Origin of the sequence: Ensifer sp. ENS02, from assembly GCF_014851885.1 — a bacterium.
GTDB classification, from domain to species: domain Bacteria; phylum Pseudomonadota; class Alphaproteobacteria; order Rhizobiales; family Rhizobiaceae; genus Ensifer; species Ensifer adhaerens.
The window spans coordinates 19753-35609 of the sequence record NZ_JACVAO010000017.1 but is presented as its reverse complement, the minus strand read 5'-3'; the positions used below and the strand labels follow the sequence as shown (position 1 = coordinate 35609).

At 61.5% G+C, this 15857-nt stretch carries 15 protein-coding genes and 2 pseudogenes; 7 read left to right on the top strand and 10 right to left on the bottom strand.

The features are described from left to right. Positions 1–11 precede the first annotated feature (11 nt). A pseudogene (locus IB262_RS28680) lies at positions 12–446 on the bottom strand (pyrroline-5-carboxylate reductase); the annotation flags it as partial. Positions 447–570: 124 nt separating this feature from the next. Here IB262_RS28680 and IB262_RS28675 point away from each other — a divergent pair. The 6 genes from IB262_RS28675 to ugpC all read left to right on the top strand — a co-directional run bounded on the left by IB262_RS28675 (position 571) and on the right by ugpC (position 7576). Next, positions 571–1569 carry a LacI family DNA-binding transcriptional regulator gene (locus tag IB262_RS28675; protein WP_192494023.1) on the top strand — a complete coding sequence of 333 codons (999 nt, stop codon included), beginning with the start codon at positions 571–573 and terminating at the stop codon, positions 1567–1569. 41 nt (positions 1570–1610) lie between these two features. After that, on the top strand, positions 1611–2915 hold the full coding sequence (locus tag IB262_RS28670) for a sugar ABC transporter substrate-binding protein (RefSeq protein WP_246802734.1): 1305 nt from the start codon (positions 1611–1613) through the stop codon (positions 2913–2915). Positions 2916–2988: 73 nt separating this feature from the next. Beyond that, on the top strand, positions 2989–3921 hold the full coding sequence (locus IB262_RS28665; protein ID WP_029742590.1) for a sugar ABC transporter permease: 933 nt from the start codon (positions 2989–2991) through the stop codon (positions 3919–3921). Next, a complete protein-coding gene (locus IB262_RS28660; protein ID WP_060644272.1) occupies positions 3914–4807 on the top strand; it encodes a carbohydrate ABC transporter permease in 894 nt (297 codons plus the stop codon). The genes IB262_RS28665 and IB262_RS28660 overlap by 8 nt, the downstream gene beginning before the upstream one ends. Positions 4808–4809: 2 nt before the next feature. Then, positions 4810–6516, top strand: a complete 1707-nt coding sequence (locus tag IB262_RS28655) for a GH32 C-terminal domain-containing protein (RefSeq protein ID WP_192494022.1) — start codon at positions 4810–4812, stop codon at positions 6514–6516. A 13-nt stretch (positions 6517–6529) separates the two neighbouring features. After that, positions 6530–7576, top strand: coding sequence for a sn-glycerol-3-phosphate ABC transporter ATP-binding protein UgpC (gene ugpC / locus IB262_RS28650; RefSeq protein ID WP_113553775.1), 1047 nt, complete (start codon positions 6530–6532; stop codon positions 7574–7576). Between the two features lie 536 nt (positions 7577–8112). Here the strand turns inward: ugpC and IB262_RS28645 are convergent. The 5 genes and pseudogenes from IB262_RS28645 to rocF all read right to left on the bottom strand — a co-directional run bounded on the left by IB262_RS28645 (position 8113) and on the right by rocF (position 11462). Continuing rightward, entirely contained in the window at positions 8113–8406 is a 294-nt protein-coding gene (locus IB262_RS28645) for a hypothetical protein (protein ID WP_112983462.1), read from the bottom strand. A 212-nt stretch (positions 8407–8618) separates the two neighbouring features. Next, positions 8619–9028: pseudogene (locus tag IB262_RS28640) on the bottom strand (type II toxin-antitoxin system VapC family toxin). Next, a complete protein-coding gene (locus IB262_RS28635) occupies positions 9025–9258 on the bottom strand; it encodes an AbrB/MazE/SpoVT family DNA-binding domain-containing protein (protein ID WP_060607547.1) in 234 nt (77 codons plus the stop codon). Before IB262_RS28635 ends, IB262_RS28640 begins: the two are co-directional and overlap by 4 nt. 193 nt (positions 9259–9451) lie before the next feature. Next, positions 9452–10513, bottom strand: coding sequence for an ornithine cyclodeaminase (gene ocd / locus IB262_RS28630; protein WP_060529605.1), 1062 nt, complete (start codon positions 10511–10513; stop codon positions 9452–9454). 28 nt (positions 10514–10541) lie between these two features. Continuing rightward, a complete protein-coding gene (rocF, locus tag IB262_RS28625; RefSeq protein WP_112983461.1) occupies positions 10542–11462 on the bottom strand; it encodes an arginase in 921 nt (306 codons plus the stop codon). A gap of 118 nt (positions 11463–11580) precedes the next feature. Between rocF and IB262_RS28620 the strand changes: the two genes are divergently transcribed. Beyond that, a complete protein-coding gene (locus IB262_RS28620) occupies positions 11581–12018 on the top strand; it encodes an Lrp/AsnC family transcriptional regulator (RefSeq protein ID WP_060517223.1) in 438 nt (145 codons plus the stop codon). 271 nt (positions 12019–12289) lie between these two features. Here IB262_RS28620 and IB262_RS28615 read toward each other — a convergent pair whose 3' ends face one another. From IB262_RS28615 to IB262_RS28600, 4 genes are all read right to left on the bottom strand, one after another. Beyond that, complete coding sequence (locus tag IB262_RS28615) at positions 12290–13051, bottom strand: amino acid ABC transporter ATP-binding protein (RefSeq protein ID WP_064817053.1); 762 nt, start codon at positions 13049–13051, stop codon at positions 12290–12292. Positions 13052–13113: 62 nt separating this feature from the next. Next, complete coding sequence (locus IB262_RS28610) at positions 13114–13794, bottom strand: ABC transporter permease subunit (protein ID WP_192494021.1); 681 nt, start codon at positions 13792–13794, stop codon at positions 13114–13116. Positions 13795–13798: 4 nt separating this feature from the next. Continuing rightward, positions 13799–14470 (bottom strand): ABC transporter permease subunit, encoded by a 672-nt coding sequence (locus IB262_RS28605; RefSeq protein ID WP_060517218.1) that lies wholly within the window; start codon positions 14468–14470, stop codon positions 13799–13801. Further along, positions 14467–15849 carry a M20/M25/M40 family metallo-hydrolase gene (locus IB262_RS28600; protein ID WP_192494020.1) on the bottom strand — a complete coding sequence of 461 codons (1383 nt, stop codon included), beginning with the start codon at positions 15847–15849 and terminating at the stop codon, positions 14467–14469. Before IB262_RS28600 ends, IB262_RS28605 begins: the two co-directional genes overlap by 4 nt. Positions 15850–15857: the final 8 nt, after the last annotated feature.

The following is a 15857-nucleotide window of genomic DNA, read 5'->3' as shown; positions in this document are numbered from 1 at the left end:
AGTGTCACCTGTTAGCGGTTGTGGATCCGCTCGAACACTCTGCCGAGCGCTCGCGTCAGCGCTTGGGTTCCGCCCCTTTCGTCGAAGTCCCGGAACATCTGTTCGTTGAGGCCGCTCTTGGTGGCAAACTCGCGGCTCATCTCGACGAAATCGACATCCTTGCCTGCGTGAATTGCCGCTTCAGAAAGGCCGCAAACAGGGGCGCGAGATAGGCGCAGCCCTGGCAGGCCATTTTGGGCGAGCCATTCTGTCGTGCGGTGCAGGATGCTGAAATAGGCGGCCATCACGGCGCTGGCTGCGGCGAGAAGGTCATCTTCCACCTTGCTCTCGCATTCGACGGCGTTGCCGAGCACGTCGAAGATCGCCGCCGTCGCTTGGTCCCCAGGGAAGACTGCCGTGACGCCTTGGCCACGGGCAACGAAGGGCAGAGGGGTCGCTTGGGTCAGATGGGCGCCTGCGACGAACCAGCGGTTTGTCGGCGAAGTCGCAAGGACCCGTCGGCTGCGCTTGACAAAAGACCGCGGTTTAAACTATAGGGTAATCGATAACCCAACGGAGTTCAGGAGCATCGTGGCAATCTCGCTTTCTGACATTGCGGAGCGTGCAGGCGTCTCGGTGAAGACGGTCTCCGGCGCATTGCACGGTGGCTCCGCGCGCATGTCGGACGACACGCGCCAGAAGGTGAAGGCGATCGCGGAGGAACTGGGTTACGTGACTAATCTCGCCGCGCGCGGTGTGCGTCAGGGATGGCTGCCGCTGGTCGGCGTCGTTTCTGATGGCCTCATCACTTCGCCGTTCGCCACCGAAATCGTGCGCGGGCTCGATGGTGCTGCGCGCAGTGCAGGCATGGCAGTGTTTGCCGTCAACCACAGCAGCGGACAGTCAATCGGCTCGGTGGTCGACGAGGTGCAGCAGTTCCGGCCGCGTGCCGTTGCCTATGCCGCCATGTACCACAAGGACGTCGATCTGCCGCCGGCACTCGCGGGCTCCGTCGGCGTGATGATCAATTGCCGCGAGGCCTCCGGGCGCGTCACGTCACTGGTCCCCGACGAAGAAGGTGGGGCGCGCGAGATCGTGCGTTACCTGCTCGCCTCTGCCCGCCGCCGCATCGCCTTCATCAACCTGCCGGGTATCCTTGCCGGGGCGCTACGAGAGAAGGGTTTTCGCGCAGCCCTTGAAGAGGCCGGCATCGAACCGATTGGTGTGCTTCCGGCCGTCCGCCGCAGCGTTTATAGCGACCGCGCTCCGAGCCTCGTCGCGTCGCATGTCGAGACATTGCTGGCCACCGGTCAGCGGCCGGACGCGATCCTGTGCGGCAACGACCGTGTCGCAATGGAAGTCTATGCGGCCCTTGCGCGCGCCGGCCTTAAAATCCCGGACGACATTGCGGTGGCCAGCTTCGACAACCAGGTCGAGCTCGCCTCGCGGCTGGATCCGCCGTTGACGACGATGGCCCTGCCGCACCGCGCGATGGGCCGCCTGGCCATGGAGATACTGCTCGCCGGGGAACCTCAGCCGCCGCATCTGCGCAAGCTGCCGTTTCATCTCGTGGAGCGGGCATCGGTCTGACAATCAGCATTTTCGTCGAACTGAATAGGAGGAGAAGATCAATGACAACTTATCTGGGTAATCGTTTACTTAGCGTGCTTTTCGCGTCTTCCGCACTCTTATGGACCGCCGGTTTTGCAGAGGCAAAATCCGTCATCCATGTGATGCACCAGGGCGATCCGGGTTGGGTGAAGGCCTATGGCGACGTCGCCAAGCGCTTCGAGGAAGCCAATCCCGACATCGACGTCGAGATGATCTACGCGCCGCACGACGCCTATAACGAGAAGTTCAGCGCCGCCGTCATGGCAAAGCAGTTGCCCGACGTGATGGAACTCGACGCGCCGTTTCTCGCTAACTACGTCTGGTCGGGCTACCTGCAGCCCATCAAGCCACTCGTCGACAAGGATGTTCTCGACGACATGACCGGCTCGAACATCGCTCAGGGAACCTACCCGATCGACAAGGACCTCTATGCAATCGGTCTCACTGACTCCTCGGTCGTTCTCTACGGCAACAAAAAGTATCTCGAAGCCATCGGCGCACGCATTCCGAAATCTGTCGATGATGCCTGGACGCGCGAGGAATTCGAAGGCTATCTCGAAAAGCTCTCCAAACTCGAAGGCGTGAAGTGGCCGATCGACACGTTCCGCGGTTACGGGATCAAGACCGAGTGGATCACCTATGCCTACGGCCCGCTGCTCGAAAGTGCGGGCTGCGACCTGATCGATCGCAAGGCTTGGAAGGCGAGCGGCACGCTCGACAGCCAAGCCTGCGTCAAGGCGCTGACGATGATGCAGACCTGGGTGAAAAACGGCTGGGTTGTTCCGACCTCGTCCGGCACCAACCAGTTCTATGCAGAGGGGCAGCCGGCAGCGCTTGCCATGGGTGGGCACTGGTTCTACGCCGAAGCTGCCGCTGCGATGAAGGACAACATCGTCGTCATGCCGCTGCCGAAGATCGGCAAAAAGGGCGTCAGCCCGAACGGCACCTGGATCTGGGGTATCTCGGCGAGCTCCGAAAACCCTGAGGCCGCCGGAAAATTCCTGAGCTTCCTTCTGAAGGACAAGGACTATCGCGACTATGCAAAGACCCAGTCGGCCTATCCGGGCCTGAAGAGCTTTGCCGCAGAATCCCCGCTCTACGCTGAAGGCGGGCCGCTTGCCGTCGCCTTCGAGCAGGCCTCGAAAACCGCCGTCGCCCGTCCGCCGCACCCGGCCTATCCGACGATCACCTCGGCCTTCATGCAGGCGGTCGACAAAATCTTCAATGGCGGTGATGCGCAGGAGGCACTGACGGCTGCGGCGAAGAAGATCGATCAGGACATCGAGGACAACGCCGGCTACCCGCCCTTCGACGAGCAGCAATAGGGCGTATTTTGCAGGGCCGTCCCGCTGGCCGGCCCTGCGCGATTTCGGGAGGATGAGCGATGAGGAGGAGACCATGACCTTGCAACAGACGTCTACGGCCGCGCTGCCACGCCCCGCCAGGCGGCGCGACCGGCAGCGGTTCTGGCAGGAGGTCGCGATGATCGCACCGGCCGTGCTGCTGCTCGCCATCTTCCTGATCACGCCGTTTCTTCTATCCTTCTGGACGGCGATGACCAATCAGCCGCTGGTGCCGCGTCCGACGCCGGTGCGTTTCGTCGGCCTCCTGAATTTCCAGCGGGTCTTCACCGATCCGCTGTTCTGGACGTCGCTCTGGAATGTCACCCGCTTCACCGCTTGGGTGCTGCCGGTTCAGTGCGGTCTTGCTTTCCTGACGGCGCTGCTGCTGCACCAGAAGCTGCCGATGCAGAACCTTCTGCGCGGCATGTTCTTTCTGCCGGCGATTACATCCATGGTGGTCGTCTGCGTGATCTGGGGCACGTTGTTCCAGTATCCGAGCGGTCCGCTCAACCAGATCGTCGGTTTCTTGTCCGGCGGCATGATCCAGCCGATCGACTGGCTCGGCGACCCGAACTGGGCGATGTTCTCGATCGTGCTGCTGTCAGCCTGGCAGGCCTATGGCTTCCAGATGATCATTTACCTCGCCGGCCTGCAGGGCATTCCGGACGAACTTTACGATGCCGCCCGCATCGACGGCGCCAGCGCGTTTCGCCGCTTCTGGCACGTCACCATGCCGGGCCTGCGTCCGACCCACGTCTTCGTGCTGGTCATCACTACGATCCAGGCCTTCAAGCTCTACACGCAGGTTGCGATCCTGACCCAGGGCGGACCGAAGGAAAGCACGGAGACCGTCGTGCACTACATGGTGCGTGCCGGCTTCGAGGAACAGAAGCTCGGATACGCATCCGCCGTCTCCGTCATTCTCTTCGTCATCGTTCTTCTGATCGCGCTTCTCCAGCGCAAACTCCTGAGGCGCTTCGATGTCTGATCTCGTGCTCAGCCAGCCAGCCCCGCTGGCGATCCCCCGCGGCAACAGCAAGACGGGCCTGCGTGTCGTCCAGACCGTCTGCATCTTCATCATCGCTCTGGTGATGATTTCGCCGCTCTTCATGCTGCTGATCGCCAGCCTCAAGGATGACCGTTTCCGCATCCTTGCGGACATGGGCAGCTTCCGCGCCTTCTGGGTCAGCGATCCGACCCTGTCGAACTACCGCGAGATCGCCAATTTCTCCGGCGAACTTGCCTATGGTCGCTACCTCGTCAACTCGCTGGTGATCCTCGTCGTCACCGTCGTGTCCGGGCTGATCATCAATTCCATGGCGGGCTTCGTTCTCGCCTGGGCGTCGCTTCGCGGCAAGGCGATCCTGCTTGCCCTCGTGGTCGCGCTCTACGTCATCCCGCAGGAAAGCATCATCATGCCGCTCGTCGTGATGATGTCGCGGGTGGGCCTGACGGATACGTTTGCCGTGCAGATCCTGCCCTGGGTGGCAAGCCCGCTCTATGTCTTCCTGTTCTACCAGTTCTTCGCGCAACTGCCGAAGGAACTCTACGAAGCTGCGGAGATGGATGGCGCCTCGGCGTTTCGCATCTACCGGTCGATCTACATGCCGCTCAGCCTGCCGGCGCTTGCGACGGTCTCGATCCTGATGGGGATCGAGAGCTGGAACCAGTATCTGTGGCCGACGCTGGTCACCCAGACCGACTATGCCCGGCCGATCTCCGTCGCGATCGCCACCTTCTTCGGGCAGGACAGCATTTACTGGGACCGCGCCATGGCCGCGTCCGTGCTGATGATGATCCCTGTCCTCATCCTTTACCTCGCCTTCCAGCGCTGGTTCGTAAGTTCGTTCGTCGGCTCCGCCGTGAAAGGTTGATTATGACTTCGCAGACAAGACCCGCGAGCCGCGTGCTTGAAATCGTCGAGGCCGAACTCCCGGCCGGGACCGTGCTGCATCTCTGGCTCAAGGCGCGCAAAATTGGCGACGAGGCGAAACTGTCCGTCACCTTAGACCGCAGTGAGATTGCCGGTCCGTCCACGCGCCGCGCCGGGGAGTTCGAATTCTTCGCGGTGACGCTCGAGACGACTGGCCGCACGGTGCTTGCCTATGATGCGGACACAACCGCGCTCTCCGTCGCCTATGCGTTCCACCCGCAGACGGTAATGGAGGAGGGGATCCGCGTCCTCCATTGCGACGTCCGCACGGCGCCGCCTGAGGTTCCCGGCAGCTACCATTTCCGTCCGCCCTTCGGCTGGATGAACGACCCGAACGGCTTCGGCCGGTTCAAGGGCCTCGGCCATCTCTTCTATCAGCACTATCCGCATGGCTTGCGTTGGAACACCATGCACTGGGGCCATGCGGTCTCCAAAGATTGGATCCGCTGGACGCACGTGCCGATGTTCCTGTTTCCGGCGGATCACCTGTCGGAAAAGGACGATGGCCGTGGCGGCGCCTTTTCCGGCTCGGCCGTCCCCGTCTCCGGGCCGGACGGGGACGACATCCGGGTCTTCTACACCGAACACGTTCGCGACCGGGAGCCGGAGGAGCAGATCCAGCTCTCGGCCGTCAGCCGAGACGGCATCGTTGCTGGCCCGTCCGAGGTGATCCTGCCTATCCGTCCGGAGGGCCTGAACCTCACGACTGATTTCCGCGATCCCTATGTGTTCAAGGGCCCGGACGGCCGCTGGAAGATGCTGCTTGGCAGTCGCGACCGATCGGGCGGTGTCGTCCTGCTTTACGAGACGGCGGATCTGCAGGGTGCCACGGGCTGGACCTTCCTCGACATCATCCATCGCGAGGACGGTTTCGGCATGACCGCAGCGGAGTGCCCGTGCATGCTGCCGGTCGGCGGCATGGCGGATGATCCGGAGACCCGCTGGGCGCTGATCTTTGGCCTGCTCACAAGCCGTGACCCGGCCACCGGCCGGCGCAACCTCACATCCGTCACCGTCGGCCGCTTCGACGGCCGGGCGTTCACGGCCGAATTCGAACAGGAACTGGATTTCGGCTCCGACGCCTACGCCTTCCAGGCCTTCGTCGACGGCGACGAACCGGTCGGCATCGCCTGGCTTGCCAACTGGACAGACTTTTCCAAGAAGGACGATTTCCCGACGGCGATGACCTTGCCGCGTCGCGTGCTTCTCGATGGGGGTGCCGTGTTGACGCCGCCGGTCGCGGCAGTCGAAAACCTGCGCCACAGGCTGCTCGATGAAACAGCCCTTGCTGCGGGCGAAACGGTTCCACTCGAAAGCGGTGCGGTCGAGATCGTGCTTGCACTGCCCGAGACCGGCGCGGCTTTCGAGCTCGTCCTCGATCACCCGGATGTCGCGCTTGGCGTCAGGCTCGATGACGAGGGCCTTGCAATCCTCTTCGATGCCGGTACCGGCAAGCCGCCACCGCGATATCTGGCGTCAGGCGCCAGACCTTCGCAGCTGCGCATCTTCCTCGATGCGGGCTCGATCGAGGTCTTTGCCGACAACGGCCGCTGGACAGGCACCAAGCGCATTCCCGGATTTGCCGCCGCGCGATCGGCAAGGCTGACGGGCGCCGTCACGGGCGCGAAAATCTGGCAACTCAAGATTTGAGGGAGGAAGAAAAATGGCATCGGTAGCGATCGACCGCGTTCTGAAACAGTATGGCGCAGCCTCCGTCATCCACGGCGTTTCCGTGGACATTGAGGATGGAGAATTCGTCACGCTCGTCGGACCGTCCGGCTGCGGCAAGTCCACGCTCCTGCGCATGCTTGCGGGGCTCGAGGACATCAGCGGCGGCGAAATCCGCATCGATGGGCGCGTCGTCAACGACGTCGCACCCAAGGAGCGCGACATCGCCATGGTGTTCCAGAGCTACGCACTCTATCCGCACATGACGGTCAAGGAGAACATGGGCTTCTCCCTGAAGCTCCAGGGTCGAGACAAGGCGACGATCGATAAGCTGGTGAAGGAGGCTGCCGGAATTCTCGCGCTTGAGCCGCTGCTCGACCGTCTGCCCAAGCAGCTCTCCGGCGGCCAGCGTCAGCGTGTCGCCATGGGCCGCGCCATTGTTCGTCACCCCAAGGTGTTCCTCTTCGACGAGCCGCTGTCCAATCTCGATGCTAAGCTGCGCGTGACCATGCGCAGCGAGATCAAGGAATTGCACCAGCGGCTCGGCACGACCATCGTCTACGTTACCCACGACCAGATCGAAGCCATGACCATGGCCGACAAGATCGTCGTCATGCGCGCCGGCCGTATCGAACAGATGGGCAAGCCGCTCGACCTCTATGATCGCCCGGACAATACCTTCGTCGCCACCTTCATCGGCTCGCCGTCGATGAACCTCTTTGAGGGCAACGTCGGTGATGGCGGCTTTTTCATTGACGGCGGTGTTTCCCTGCCGCTGCCGACGTCGCTGGGTCACGGTGAAGCACGCACCTACGGCATCCGCCCGGAAGATCTGGAGATAGCCGAAACCGGCATACCGGCAACCGTGCTGACGGTCGAGCCAACCGGCGCCGAAACCCACCTTCTGGTGCGCGTCGGCACGCAGACGGCGGGGGTCGTGCTGCATCGCCGCGTGGACCTGAAGCCTGAGGAGCAGATTTATCTCCAGCCGAAGAACCAGAAGATCCATCTGTTCTGCGCCGAAGGAGCCCGGGTCAACTGATCCTTTGGCCCCCAATTGAGCGTCGACAAACCGGGGAACGTGATTGCTTCGCGTCAGTCTATGCCGCTTCGAGCTTCTTCGCGCAGCGAAGCAGCTGCCGTAGAGGTCGCGGTTCGTCGGGATCAGCGAGGAGGTCGAGTTCTGTGAACATGGCACCCCCGGCATCAATCGGCCAATCGGCGTGCAGGTCGCTGGTAACTCGAACGGCAACTACGTCGAGCGCCGCGCCCCGTTCGTCGAGGCGAACTCTGTCGGCAACACTTCGGTTGCCTTTGGCTTGAGTGGAGGGAAGCTCACCCTTGCGCCTCGGCCTTTCGAGCCGCGCGCGTCCAAATTCGTCGTCAGCTTTCGACCGCAAGAGCCGGCTGACCGGGATCGCTGGCGGGCGGCGGCACCGACAAATCGGCAATCGGCAAGGAGTCTTTACCTAACACGCCTTTTGCCGACTAACAGATGCCATCCGGCTGCGGATCAGTTGCTCGGTTAGAAATGCTAGGGATGTTCGATTGGGCTTCGAAAGATAAGATGGCTCCTGCCTACCAGCGCGCCCGAACGCCACTCGTCGAAGAAAGGCCCAGGTATAGGCCGATGCAAAATCCGATAAGCGCGGCCGTACTGACGATTGTCGTTGCTGTTCCGGGATTTTCCCGCGCGGCCTCTATTGCGCCCTGTCCTTGCTGTCGGACCGTCTGGGCTGCGTTCCTAGCTATTTCAGAGGCGCCTTCAGCCGCAGAATTGACCCCCTCACTCACAGCTTGCTTCACCTCCGCGATCTGCGATCGCAATTCGGCGATTTGATCTTCAATCGATTGCTGGTTCACACCAATCATCTTCCACCTCCTCGTTTGTGAACGCAAAACCGTTGAGCTGCGACAATGTTCCAGAAAAGGGGAGTGGGGTCGCCGCCTGTTTCTGACTCTCTGCTGAAGTGCGCCAACGCACAGTATTCCTCCCGCGTTTGCGCAACGCGCATCTTCCGGTTTTGTGCATTTTGGATCGCATAATGTATCGACGGGAACTGAGCCTCCCATGAGCAGCTTCATCAGGTCGGCAAGTTCGGCGCAATCAGCGTCACGTTGGGAAGTAGGTGCGATAACGGCCGACGTCGCGTGTGAGCAGCGAATATCCGCTAACCGCTGCGTGCGCACCCATGAAGAAATCAGGGAGCACCCCTGTCCGCGTTCCGCCTGCTTTGCGATATCGTGTGAAAACCTTGCTTGCCAGAAAGAGGGCCTCACGGGGTACCGCCGCCAGCTTCTACCCCGCTTGATCAAGCAAGCCGTCAACGTCTTCGATCCGATCGTAGTGGACGGCGAGTTCCGCGTAGACGATGTCGTTGATCCAGATTGCTCCCCCGAGGCTTGCGGCTTCCAGCTGCGCTATCGACCAATCGGCCCAAGTTGGATCATCGGTAACGACGTCGAGAAGGACTTTCGTGTCTACGAGTATCACGGTTCGCCACGCGTAAGCGCCATGATCGCGTCAGTGTCGAGGCCCTTGCCCGCATGCCCTCGTAGTTTCGCGAAGCGGCTGGGCGGCTGCTTTTTCGCAGCATGGACGAGGACAACGCTTCCATCTGAAGTGCGTCGGAAGTCTATCTTGCTTCCAGGCACGATACCCAAGAGATCGCGCACAGGCTTGGGAATAGTAATTTGTCCCTTGGATGTAACTGTCGTCGTCATGGCCGGACCCGTGTAGGGAATTATTTATCCAAGGTATTACTTTTTGTGCCGCGGTTTTCAAGGAATTGGGTAGTAAGTTCGATTCCCTTCAAGGCGCTCAATTGGCCTCTATCAGGCTGCTTGGCGACTGACGCCCAGCGTTCCCCCGGCTTGACCGTCGACAAACCGGGGAACGTGATTACTTCGCGTCAGTCTATGCCGCTTCGAGTTTCTTCTCACACCGCAGAAGCATGCCGTAGAGGTCACGTGGCTCGTCGGGATCAGCGAGGAGGTCGAGTTCTGTGAACATACCGTGTTCGGCAATCTGGTCCCGGACGTAGCGAAGGGCGGAGAAGTCCTCGATCGCAAAACCGACACTGTCGAAGAGCGTGATCTGATCCGGGCTCTTGCGGCCCTCTGTCTCGCCGGTCATGACCTGCCAGAGTTCAACGACGGGGTGCTCAGCCGGCAGCTGCTGGATTTCGCCTTCGATGCGTGTCTGCGGCGGATATTCGACGAAGATGTCCGAGCGCAGCAGAATGTCCTTGCTGAGTTCGGTCTTGCCGGGGCAGTCACCGCCCACCGCGTTGATGTGGACACCGGGACCGACATGGTTGTCCGATAGGATCGTCGCGTACTGCTTGTCGGCGGTCACCGTGGTGATGATGTCCGCGCCTTCGACCGCCTCTTCGACCGAGGTGCATTCTTCAATGGTGAAGCCGAGTCCTGCGAGGTTGCGTGCGCATTTCCGGGTGGCGGAGGCGTCGATATCGTAGAGGCGAAGCTTGTCGATGCCGAGCAGCGACTTGAAGGCGCGAGCCTGGAATTCGCTCTGCGCACCATTGCCGATGATGGCCATGGTCCGGGCATTCGGCCGGGCAAGGTACTTCGCCGCGACCGCGGACGTTGCCGCAGTGCGCAGCGCGGTCAGGATCGTCATTTCGGTGAGCAGCATCGGGTAGCCGTTGCCGACATCCGAGAGCACGCCGAAGGCCGTCACGGTCTGGCGGCCATCGCGCGTGTTCTTCGGGTGACCATTGACGTATTTGAAGCCGTAAAGCGTTCCGTCGCTGGTGGGCATCAGCTCGATGACGCCTTCCTGCGAATGGGAAGCGACGCGCGGGGTCTTGTCGAAGACCGGCCAGCGGCGGAAGTCCTCCTCGATTGTGGCCGCCAGGTCCGTCAGGAACCGGTCGATGCCGACCTTCAGAACCAGTTTCATCATGTGGTCGACGCTTACGAACGGAACCACGTTCAGTTTCGGATCAGTATTCATTTTCCCTCCAACCAAAGAACATTCGAAATCAGCCAGTAACAGTCGGGCGATCCATCACCCGCTTGCCCATCAGGCTGGCCACGAGATCGACGAGCAGCCGTGCGGTCTTGCCGCGCTCGTCGAGGAACGGATTGAGCTCGACAATGTCGAGGCTGGTCACGAGCCCGCTATCATGCAGCATTTCCATGATCAGGTGCGCCTCGCGGAAAGTTGCTCCTCCCGGTACCGTGGTGCCGACGGCCGGCGCGATGTCCGGCTCGAGGAAGTCGACATCGAAGCTGACGTGCAGGAGGCCGTTTGCGGCCCGGACCCGTTCGATGAAATTGCGGACGAGGACGGCCACGCCATGCTCATCGATTACGCGCATGTCGTGCACCGTGATGCCGGTGGTGCGAATGGCGGCCTTTTCGGCGGCGTCAACGCTGCGGATACCGATCATGCAGACGTTTTCTGCGGCAACGGGATGGGCAAGCGCAGGGAAGAAGCCATCGAAACCGGTCTGGCCGGTATAGTAAGCGACGGGCGTGCCGTGCAGGTTGCCGCTGACCGTCGTTTCGAGAGTGTGGAAGTCGGTATGGGCGTCCAGCCAGAGCACGAACAGCGGCCGCCCGAGTTCGGCGGCTCGGCGTGCGAGACCCGGAACGGTACCCGCGGAGATGGCATGGTCGCCGCCGAGGAAAATGGGCATGCCCGCCTTGCTGTGTTCGTAGGCAGCAGCAGACAGCGCTTCGACCCAGGCGACCGTTTCGCCGAGGTGATGGACGGCCTTGTTCGGATGGGGCATCTCGTCGAACGCACGCGGGCTGAGATTGCCATTGTCCTTGACCGAATGGCCCAGTTCTTCCAGTGCCGTACGAAGGCCAGCGATGCGCAGGGCGCTCGGCCCCATCTCGCAGCCAAGCTGCCCTGCCCCGATTTGCAGGGGCGCGCCGATGAGCGTGCAGTCCATAGTGTACTCCCGTTTGTTTTCATGATTATAAAAGTCATCGATGGCGGATTGAACATTGAATTTTGGCATATCGAGATGCTAGTTTGACCAAATTGATAAGAACGGAATCCAAATCGGCATGGATGCTCTCGACCAGAAGATCGTGATGCTGTTGCGCGGCAATGGGCGTCGAAGTGTCTCGGATCTCGCGCTGGAAACGGGCGCCTCGCGGGCGACCGTGCGGGCGCGCATCGAGCGGATGGAGCAGGACGGGACCATCCTCGGCTATACGGTGATGCTGCGTGCCGATGCGCTTGAAGATGTCGTTCGTGGGGTGATGATGGTTGAGATCGAGGGCCATGTGACCGATCGGGTGATCCGCACGCTCGGCGGCTTTCCTGAAATCTCGCAGATTCACACGACGAACGGCCGGTGGGATTTGCTGGTGGAACTCAGCGCATCGAGCCTGGCCAACTTCGATGCCGTGCTGCGCAAGATCCGTCTCGTGCCCGGCATTATGGGCAGCGAGACGAGCCTTCTTTTGTCCACGCCGCGGTCGACGAGGGCGAAGCTCTAACCTGACGAGCGTCTACCTGGAAACTCACGTCGACGGGTGTCGCTGCGGCTGGCGCGCCGCGTTTTCCTGCAATGGGTTGGCGCACCGGCGGCACAAGCGCCGGCGACAATCATCGAGCGCTTTGCCACCTTGAGGATTGCGACGGCTTTGTCGATAGCCATCCGGTCGCGGCCGGGCCCCGGCCGACGAATGATCGGCCGGGGTAATCATGACATCGAGCGGGGCTCGACAAGAACGGGCGCGGACGCGCGGAATGGTGCAATGCCGTCGGTCAGTGCAGGATCTGGCTGAGGAACAGCTTGGTGCGCTCGTGCTGCGGATTGTCGAAGAACTCGGCCGGCGAGTTCTGCTCGACGATCTGGCCCTGGTCCATGAAGATCACGCGGTTGGCGACCTGGCGGGCGAAGCCCATTTCGTGGGTCACGCACAGCATGGTCATGCCTTCTTCGGCGAGCGACACCATGGTGTCGAGCACTTCCTTGACCATTTCCGGGTCGAGCGCCGAGGTCGGCTCATCGAAGAGCAGGATCTTCGGCTTCATGCACAGCGAGCGGGCGATCGCCACGCGCTGCTGCTGACCACCGGAGAGCTGGCCCGGATACTTGTTCGCCTGCTCGGGGATCTTGACGCGCTTCAGGAAGTGCATCGCCAGTTCCTCGGCCTGCTTCTTCGGCATCTTGCGCACCCATATCGGCGCAAGCGTGCAGTTTTCGAGGATCGTCAGGTGCGGGAAGAGGTTGAAGTGCTGGAACACCATGCCGACTTCGCGACGCACTTCATCGATCTTCTTCAGGTCGTTGGTGAGCTCGATGCCGTCGACGACGATCTTGCCCTTCTGGTGCTCTTCGAGCCGATTGATGCAGCGGATCATCGTCGACTTGCCGGAGCCCGACGGGCCGGCAATGACGATGCGTTCACCCTGCTGAACATCTAGATCGATGTCCTTCAAGACGTGGAAAGCGCCGTACCACTTGTTCATGCCGGCGATCTTGACTGCTGACTTTGACATTTTTTCTCCTCCAGAAGTGTGCATTGGCTGCGCCGCGCGGAAGACGTTCTCCGCTTGCAGTTCTCGTGACTGTCGATCGTGTTGGCTTATCGGCCTGGGATGGCGAACCTTGTTTCGAGCCCCTTGAAGACCCGACCGAAGGCGGCGCCGATCAAGAGATAGATGGCACCCGCGATCAGGAACGTTTCGAATGGTGCATAGGTCTTGGCGACGAATACGCGGGCTGCACCGGTCATTTCCATGACCGTGACCGCGCTGGCGAGGGTCGACCCCTTCATGACGAGGATCAGTCCGTTGCCGATGCTTGGCAACACGGCGCGGTAGATCTGCGGCAGGACGACCTTGATCAACAGGACGTATTTTGCCAACCCGAGGGCTTTCCCGGCTTCCCACTGCCCTTTGGGCACCTGCCGGATTGCACCGGCCAGGACCTCAGCCGAATAGGCGGCCGAGTTGAGGGCGATCGTCAGGACGGCGCAGTAGACCGGGCTGCGGAGGATGGGCCAGAGGACGCTCTCGCGAACGGCCTCGAGCTGTCCTAGGCCGTAGTAGACAATGAAGAGCTGCACGAGAAGCGGGCTGCCACGGATGACGAATGTGTAGGCAGACGCCGGAAGCCGCAAGCACCTTGAGGGAGAGGACAGAGCCAGGGCGACCGGCAGCGCGAGCACCTGTCCCACGAGAAAGCTCGCCAGGGTGATGATCAGTGTCAGAACGAAGCCGTTCTTGATGGTGATGAAAGCAGGAAGAAAGAGATCCAATGACATGGGACTACCGCAGATGAGTGGTCAGGCGCTGATTGTAGGCATTGATGAAGAGCGTCGAGACGCCGGTCACCAGCACATACAGCGCCGCAGCCGTAAGGTAGAAGGCGAGGGGCTTGTGGGTTGCGCCGGCCGCGACGACGGATTTGCGCATCAATTCCTCGAGTCCGACGATCGAGACCAAGGCGCTCTCCTTCAGGATCACGAGCCACTGATTGCCGAGGCCGGGCAGGGCTCGGACCATCATCTGCGGCAGGACGATGAGCCGGAACGCTCCGGGCCTGCGAAGGCCGAGAGCGAGTGCCGCCTCCCATTGACCTGACGACACCCCGACCAGTGCGCCGCGGACGATCTCCGTCAGATAGGCGGTCGAGACGACAGTCAGCGCTGCGATGCCGGCGGTGAGAGCATCCACTTCGACATAGACGCCGAAAAGACCGGTCAATAGAACCGTGCCGCCGTAGAAGATCAGGAAGATGACCAGCAGTTCCGGCAGACCCCGAATGAGGCTGACGTAACCGGCGATGACCTTGCGAACCGGGGCGGATCCGTAGACCGCGGCCGGTGCAAGCACGACCGCGAAGATCAGTCCAAGGACAAAGCTTCCGACGGCGACGGAGAGCGTGACGAGGAAGCCCTGCAGGAGCTGGGGAAAATACTGGACAACCGCTTCGATCATGACCCGGTCTCGCGTTGCTGGTAACCAACGTCTGTCGCCGATCCGCACTGGCTGGCGAGCGCGGAGAAGAAGTCTGCGGAGAAGCCGATCATCTGGTGGAACTGGTCGATGAGGATGTTCTCATCGGGAGAGTGCAACATTGCGCCATGGTGCGTGATGCCCGCACCGAAAAGCGTGGCGCCGAGCTGATGCACGAAGGGGTGCGCAAGCCCCGAGGCTGCCGAACTCGGCTGAAGGATGGCAGGCTGGCCGAACCACTTTTCCAGCAACTTCGCCCCGAGCTTGACGGCCCAATGCGACGGATCGCTGCGAACACCCAAGACCTCGGCGTCGTGAACGATCAGCTCGATATCGTCAAAGCCGTTGTCGTCCAGGTGCAGGCGTACCAGGTCAGCGACGGCTTTGGGGTTCTGTCCAGGGACGAGACGAAAATCGAGCTTGGCGGTCGCGGTCGCCGGCAGAACCGTCTTCGTGCCAGCTCCCTCGTATCCGCCATGGATACCGTTGACGTTCAGGCAGGGTTCGAAGTTGAGGTGCTCGTAAAAGTTGGATGGCGTCACGGCGCCAAGAAGCTTTTGCCCCCCGGTTGCCGCCATTAAGTCTTCCAGTGGAAACGGGGGCGAAGCGGCAAGTTCTCTCGTCGCTCGATCGGGCTCGATGCCTTCGTAGAAGCCTTTGATCAGGACACGGCCGGCTGCATCGCGCATGGAAGCGACAGCAGAGGCCAGCCGCCATAGGGGATTATCGAATATGGCGCCGAGGCTGGAATGCAGATCAGCGCGTGCGGTGCGAACGCTCAGCTCGATCGCCAACACACCCTTGAAGCCCATGAGGACCACCGGTCGGCCGCGTGTATCGACCTCCCCGAATTCCCACCAGCAGAGGTCAGCTTGAAGGCCTGGATAACGTTTCTCAAGGAAGCGTACGAGCGAAGGACTTCCGATTTCCTCTTCGCCCTCGACGATCCAGATCAGGCGGAAGGGTAAGGGGCCGGGGTGTCGTTCCCGGAATAGGCGCCATCCGGCAATGCGGCTGACGAATTCGCCCTTGTCGTCTGCCGCACCGCGGCCGAAGAGCGCGCCGTGGCGCTCCGTCAGGCTGAAGGGCGGTGCCGTCCAAAGATTGATAGGCTCTTCAGGCTGAACGTCGTAGTGGTTGTAGATCACCAGTGTGAAGGGGCCCTCACCGATTTCTCCGGTTACGAACGGACCGACGTCCCCTGGCTCGATTGCAGTTTGGAAGCCGGCGTCGGCGAGAAGAGCGGCAACCTTATCGGCGCACGCATCGAGGCCTTCAACTCGGGCGCTGACGGAAGGGATCGCGACGAGGTCCGTCAGGTCTCGCTTCGCTTCGATCTTGATATGGTCTGGGAGTGTCATCGTCCAAT

Bases quoted from the DNA above. Each gene is read 5' to 3' on its own strand.
- IB262_RS28670 (WP_246802734.1), top strand. From the start codon at position 1,611: ATGACAACTTATCTGGGTAATCGTTTACTTAGCGTGCTTTTCGCGTCT.
- IB262_RS28665 (WP_029742590.1), top strand. From the start codon at position 2,989: ATGACCTTGCAACAGACGTCTACGGCCGCGCTGCCACGCCCCGCCAGG.
- IB262_RS28660 (WP_060644272.1), top strand. From the start codon at position 3,914: ATGTCTGATCTCGTGCTCAGCCAGCCAGCCCCGCTGGCGATCCCCCGC.
- IB262_RS28655 (WP_192494022.1), top strand. From the start codon at position 4,810: ATGACTTCGCAGACAAGACCCGCGAGCCGCGTGCTTGAAATCGTCGAG.
- ugpC (WP_113553775.1), top strand. From the start codon at position 6,530: ATGGCATCGGTAGCGATCGACCGCGTTCTGAAACAGTATGGCGCAGCC.
- IB262_RS28645 (WP_112983462.1), bottom strand. From the start codon at position 8,406: ATGATTGGTGTGAACCAGCAATCGATTGAAGATCAAATCGCCGAATTG.
- IB262_RS28635 (WP_060607547.1), bottom strand. From the start codon at position 9,258: ATGACGACGACAGTTACATCCAAGGGACAAATTACTATTCCCAAGCCT.
- ocd (WP_060529605.1), bottom strand. From the start codon at position 10,513: ATGAATACTGATCCGAAACTGAACGTGGTTCCGTTCGTAAGCGTCGAC.
- rocF (WP_112983461.1), bottom strand. From the start codon at position 11,462: ATGGACTGCACGCTCATCGGCGCGCCCCTGCAAATCGGGGCAGGGCAG.
- IB262_RS28620 (WP_060517223.1), top strand. From the start codon at position 11,581: ATGGATGCTCTCGACCAGAAGATCGTGATGCTGTTGCGCGGCAATGGG.
- IB262_RS28615 (WP_064817053.1), bottom strand. From the start codon at position 13,051: ATGCACACTTCTGGAGGAGAAAAAATGTCAAAGTCAGCAGTCAAGATC.
- IB262_RS28610 (WP_192494021.1), bottom strand. From the start codon at position 13,794: ATGTCATTGGATCTCTTTCTTCCTGCTTTCATCACCATCAAGAACGGC.
- IB262_RS28605 (WP_060517218.1), bottom strand. From the start codon at position 14,470: ATGATCGAAGCGGTTGTCCAGTATTTTCCCCAGCTCCTGCAGGGCTTC.
- IB262_RS28600 (WP_192494020.1), bottom strand. From the start codon at position 15,849: ATGACACTCCCAGACCATATCAAGATCGAAGCGAAGCGAGACCTGACG.